General features: G+C 39.5%; 4 protein-coding genes. 2 read left to right on the top strand and 2 right to left on the bottom strand.

Translation table 11 applies throughout. The features are described 5' to 3' along the window. Nucleotides 1-83: 83 nt before the first annotated feature. On the top strand, nucleotides 84-1,190 hold the full coding sequence (locus tag VF500_RS03425; protein ID WP_330858328.1) for an acyltransferase: 1,107 nt from the start codon (nucleotides 84-86) through the stop codon (nucleotides 1,188-1,190). Between the two features lie 248 nt (nucleotides 1,191-1,438). On the opposite strand, the gene VF500_RS03420 is transcribed toward VF500_RS03425, so the two are convergent. After that, entirely contained in the window at nucleotides 1,439-2,440 is a 1,002-nt protein-coding gene (locus tag VF500_RS03420) for an AraC family transcriptional regulator (protein ID WP_330858327.1), read from the bottom strand. Between the two features lie 173 nt (nucleotides 2,441-2,613). Between VF500_RS03420 and VF500_RS03415 the strand changes: the two genes are divergently transcribed. Continuing rightward, a complete protein-coding gene (locus VF500_RS03415) occupies nucleotides 2,614-3,810 on the top strand; it encodes an NAD(P)/FAD-dependent oxidoreductase (RefSeq protein ID WP_330858326.1) in 1,197 nt (398 codons plus the stop codon). Between the two features lie 191 nt (nucleotides 3,811-4,001). Here VF500_RS03415 and VF500_RS03410 read toward each other — a convergent pair whose 3' ends face one another. Then, nucleotides 4,002-4,568: a dihydrofolate reductase family protein gene (locus tag VF500_RS03410; RefSeq protein ID WP_330858325.1), complete on the bottom strand. Its 567-nt coding sequence runs from the start codon at nucleotides 4,566-4,568 to the stop codon at nucleotides 4,002-4,004. Between the last annotated feature and the right edge of the window lie 239 nt (nucleotides 4,569-4,807).

Genomic DNA, 4,807 nt, shown 5'->3' with positions numbered 1-4,807 from the left:
GATGCGAGCCGTACAGTTTCCACCTTAGGTGTGGAGGCTGTACGGCTCTTATTATATCATAGACCAATTATCACCCTTATATAATGAATAATAATAAACTGATCACCAAACCGCATTACCCAATATTGGATGGCCTACGCGGTGTTGCAGCCATCATCGTAGTTACCTTTCATTTAACCGAACCACTGGGGACCGGTCATCTGGATATTATCGTTAATCACGGATACCTGGCGGTCGATTTCTTTTTCCTGTTGTCGGGTTTTGTGATCGGCTATGCTTATGACGACCGCTGGCATAACATGACGATCGGTACTTTCTTTAAACGCCGTATTGAACGCCTTCAGTCAATGGTAATTTTAGGGATGACCCTCGGTGCTATCGGCTTCTACTTTACGGATTCGACGATATGGCCACTCATCCATACTGTTCCTGTCTGGAAGATGCTGCTGGTAATGCTGATCGGTTATACCATCCTGCCCATACCCTTATCGCTTGATATACGTGGCTGGGAAGAGATGCACCCCATGAACAGCGTAGGATGGTCATTGTTCTTTGAATACATCGCCAACATTCTTTATGCGGTTTGGATAAGGAAATTTTCAAAAACTACGCTGACAGTGTTAGTATGCCTGGCAGCTGTTGCACTTGCGCACCTGGCGATAACCAATGGAGATGTTAGCGGTGGCTGGACGCTGAACGTGGAACAGGTGCGCGTGGGCATTACCCGCACCATATACCCGTTCTTTGCCGGGCTGTTGCTTTCGCGTGTAGCAAAGCCAACACAAATTAAAAATGCCTTTTTGTGGTGTAGCCTCTTGGTGGCTATCGTACTATATATGCCACGCATCGGCGGCGCTAACCATCTTTGGATGAACGGGATCTATGAATCCGTTTGTATCATTATCGTTTTCCCACTTATCGTTTACCTTGGTGCCAGTGGCGTGATGCAAAATCAAACGGAGAGCAGGATCTGCAAATTTCTCGGCGATATCTCCTATCCGCTTTACCTGGTGCATTATCCGCTGGTTTATTTTTATGTGGCATGGATCAGCAATCATAAAGGCGTAACCATTGTACAGGCCTGGCCTTATGCGTTAGCTATTTTGATCGGCGCAATTATCCTGGCGTATATCACGTTGAAATGGTATGATGAGCCGGTTCGTAAATGGCTGCGAAAAAAACTTGGCTAAGAAGAGAAGCTCCCGGACTGGACAATGCGACTGGAAATAACTAATTGCAGAATTTTATAGCAAGCCAAACCCCGGCAGGTATCGAACGCTGTAGTAAGCGGTTTGAAAAATGTCGGGTTAGGGGAGCTCAAGCCCCATAGATATGTGGGGCTTTCTTCTAAATAATCTTTGATAAATTCTCGTTATCTGAAAGCGAGGAATTTGCCCTAAGATGGAATAATTTAACGTGGATTTATCAAATATGTTGATCAATTGGAAATAACATCCTGGTTTTTTATTTGACCAGGTGAAATGTTAAATCTCTTTTTAAAAGCATTACTAAAATGCTGAACAGAAGAGTAGCCTAATTCCAAGGCAATTTGTGAAACTGTTTTGGAGCTATCCAACAAATCATTTTTGGCCATTTCCAATCTCGTTTCTGCCAGGTAGCCGAATACTGTTGTGCCGAAAACCTCTTTAAACCCCTTTTTTAACTTGAATTCATTAATGCCAACAATTCGGGAGAGTTCTGTTAAAGTAGGTGGAAAATCTATATGTTTTAACATAAATTCTTTTGCATATATAATGCTATCACGTTCATACTCCGTTTTAAGAACTCCTTTTGGAAGTACATAAGAATTATTATATGCTTCGGCCTGTAATACTAAAAGCTCTATAGTTTTAGAAAAAAGATACATCTTTTTTAATGCGCCAAATTTGTTGCAAGTCAATATATCTTGAATACACCGCTGAATGGATAGGTCAATATTTAAATTTTGATTTGACAGTACAGCGGTTTTGCCTTTATACACATCATCGGCAAAACGCTTCAAAATTTCGTTACCATTTTCAGCGATCCTAAAGAATGCATCACGGCCCATTTGGATCATAAAAATATGCTGTACTAAATCCTCTACCTTAATAGCGCCCCCGGCTTCACTGCCATACATTAAATTATGCTGATTGTTTTTAAAAGAAAAGGTGCTGTTATCCGCTTTTATATTAACATCCAAAGCCCCCTTTAAATTGAAATGCATTGTAACCATTTCAAAATTACCCTGCCAATCCATTTGCAATGGTTCATTGAATAATATTTTCGATTCTCTAATTAATATGCCATCAAAAAGCCACTCGTTAAGTGTAAGATTTCCAAAGTCATAAATAGTATCTGAATGATTTTCCGATAATCCCGGAGGTTGATCATCGATAATATGACCTTGGTTATGTAACAGGAGTTCGTTCTTTTCGGTATTTTTTAAGTTAAAACTCATTTCATTGTAGCATTAAATTTTGCTCTTTCTCTTATTCCAATTTATCAAAAGGGAACATAAATAATCCCTGATATATAACTTTTACTCCGCCAAACATTAACTCACTGTTGGCAGCTTAGCGACATTTGCTGAAAGAGAAGAACTTAAGAAATATTACAATTTAATAAATTATAATGGATAGCAAAAAACTAAAAGTAATTATTATAGGAGGAGGTATTGGTGGTCCGGCATTGGCATTATTCCTCAAAAAAGCTGGCATTTCATCAGTTATCTACGAATCAAGGCCATATGAAGAGAATGTTGGCGGAGGGCTTGGCCTGGCACCCAATGGGTTAAATGTACTTGCCAGCCTCGGTTTAAATGAAGATGTAATTAATGCAGGCACTGTTATTAAACATGCGTGGTTTAAAAACAGCCGGGGTAAAACATTGGCTAAAATAAGGTACAGTATTCCTGAAAAATATGAACAGCCCGGAGTGGCTATAAGTCGCGCGTCTTTAAATAAGATTTTGGTTGATGAAGTTAAAAAACAAGATATTCCAATTAACTACAATAAAAAACTTAAAGATATAATCCAACAAAATGGCGAGATCAAAGCTTATTTTGATGATGGGAGCTTTACTATTGGAGATATTTTAATTGGCGCGGACGGCATAGGAAGCGCTGTTAGAAAATACTTACTACCCAATGGCCCTTTTCCTGCATTTACAGGTATTGTAAGCTCCGCCGGTTTTATAAAAACTGAACAGATCAAAATAATAAAACAAGATGAAATTGATAGCCTGAATTTTATTTATGGTAAAAATGGTTTCTTTGGTTTTAGCGGGGCAGGGAGTGATGAAATTATGTGGTGGACAAATATTAAAGTAACACATCCTTATTCCAGGGCAGAATTAACTGACTTCGATCAGCAGAATGAAAAAGAATCAATTTTTAAATTTTATGGGAACTATGCATCGCCGGTAAAGGAGATTATTGAAAAAAGCGACAACGTAATGCGATTTAATGTTTTCGATGTACAGTCATTACCAAATTGGTTTTCGGGTAAAATCATGCTTATTGGTGACGCCGCTCATGCGGTAAGTCCTAATGCGGGCCAAGGGGCTTCGATGGCATTAGAGGATGCAATGATGTTAGCCAAACTTCTGAGAAATGAAAAAACTGTAGCTTCCGCATTCTCAACTTTTGAAGCATTAAGAAAGCCACGGGTTGAGAAAATTGTTCAGGAAGGCAGAAGGCGGGGCGAGGACAAAGAAATTTCTGGTACATTCAAACAACTAATTCGTGAATGGATGATACGCATATTTGTCAATATATTTGGTGTGAAGGGTAATGCCTGGCTATTTGACTATAAAATTGATTGGGATTAAAAGCTATTAAATTTTTGATATGTTTTTTCTTTTGGGAGTATCCCTTTTTGGGTAACTCTATTGGGGACTTTGGCAAAACCTTGTTCTATTTTTAACGGCTCTCATAATTAGGGCACATATACAAAATATAAAGCCTTTAACTTAATTGTTGAAGGCTTTATATTTTGATTGTCTTAATTATTCTAACAGATTTATGCCGGCAAGTATTTATTCAGCACTTTCCCATTATTATAAGCAATTGAACTTTCTAACTTCAGGATCTTTTTTTCCTTGAAAATTGAAAGCCCGCTTCCGATGGCAACCGGGCATGTTATAATAAAATATTCGTCAATGAGGTTCAGGCTGATTAGCGAGCTCACAAAATCAACACCTCCGTAAACGAGGATATCTTTGCCGGGTTGATTTTTGAGTGCCTGTACGGCGCTGGCCAAATCGCCGTTTTCAACCTCTACATTATTGCCACTGATGGCTGTTTCTGTGTGGCTGAAAATGATCTTGTGCAAACCCGCTATTCGTTGCGCTAAAGTTCGTTGCTGGCCATCAGGCCCGTTGTCGGCCAGGTTTTGCCAATAATCGATAAATCCCGATTGCGCCAGCTTACGTCCCAATAAAAGGGTATCGCTGCTGTCGGCGAGGTCTATTATTTTCTGCAAAGCGGCTTCATCCCCGCCGGAGATGAATACCCAGTCGTTCTCGCCATTTGGTCCGGCTGCAAAGCCATCAACGGTCATTTGTATCTGTAATTTTAACTTTCGCATATAAATAGATTTAATAATTGATTTGTATGATCTTCTACTACAAATATCTGCAAAGGTTATTTGCTATAAAGGGTGTGATCACGACAAACAAGAGGTGATTTGCGGCGAAAAATAGGGGATAAGGATATTAAAAACAAAACAGCCCTGTTCATTGAACTTGGGCTGTTTTTCATCAAATTACTCCGACCGCTAAATCGATCACCAGCCTACCTCGCCGCCATCTTTAAAAAATTTTGCGG

Source organism: Mucilaginibacter sp. (genome assembly GCF_036383575.1).
Classification (GTDB): domain Bacteria; phylum Bacteroidota; class Bacteroidia; order Sphingobacteriales; family Sphingobacteriaceae; genus Mucilaginibacter.
Note: the sequence above shows the minus strand (reverse complement) of the source record. Positions and strands in the feature narration are given on the sequence as shown.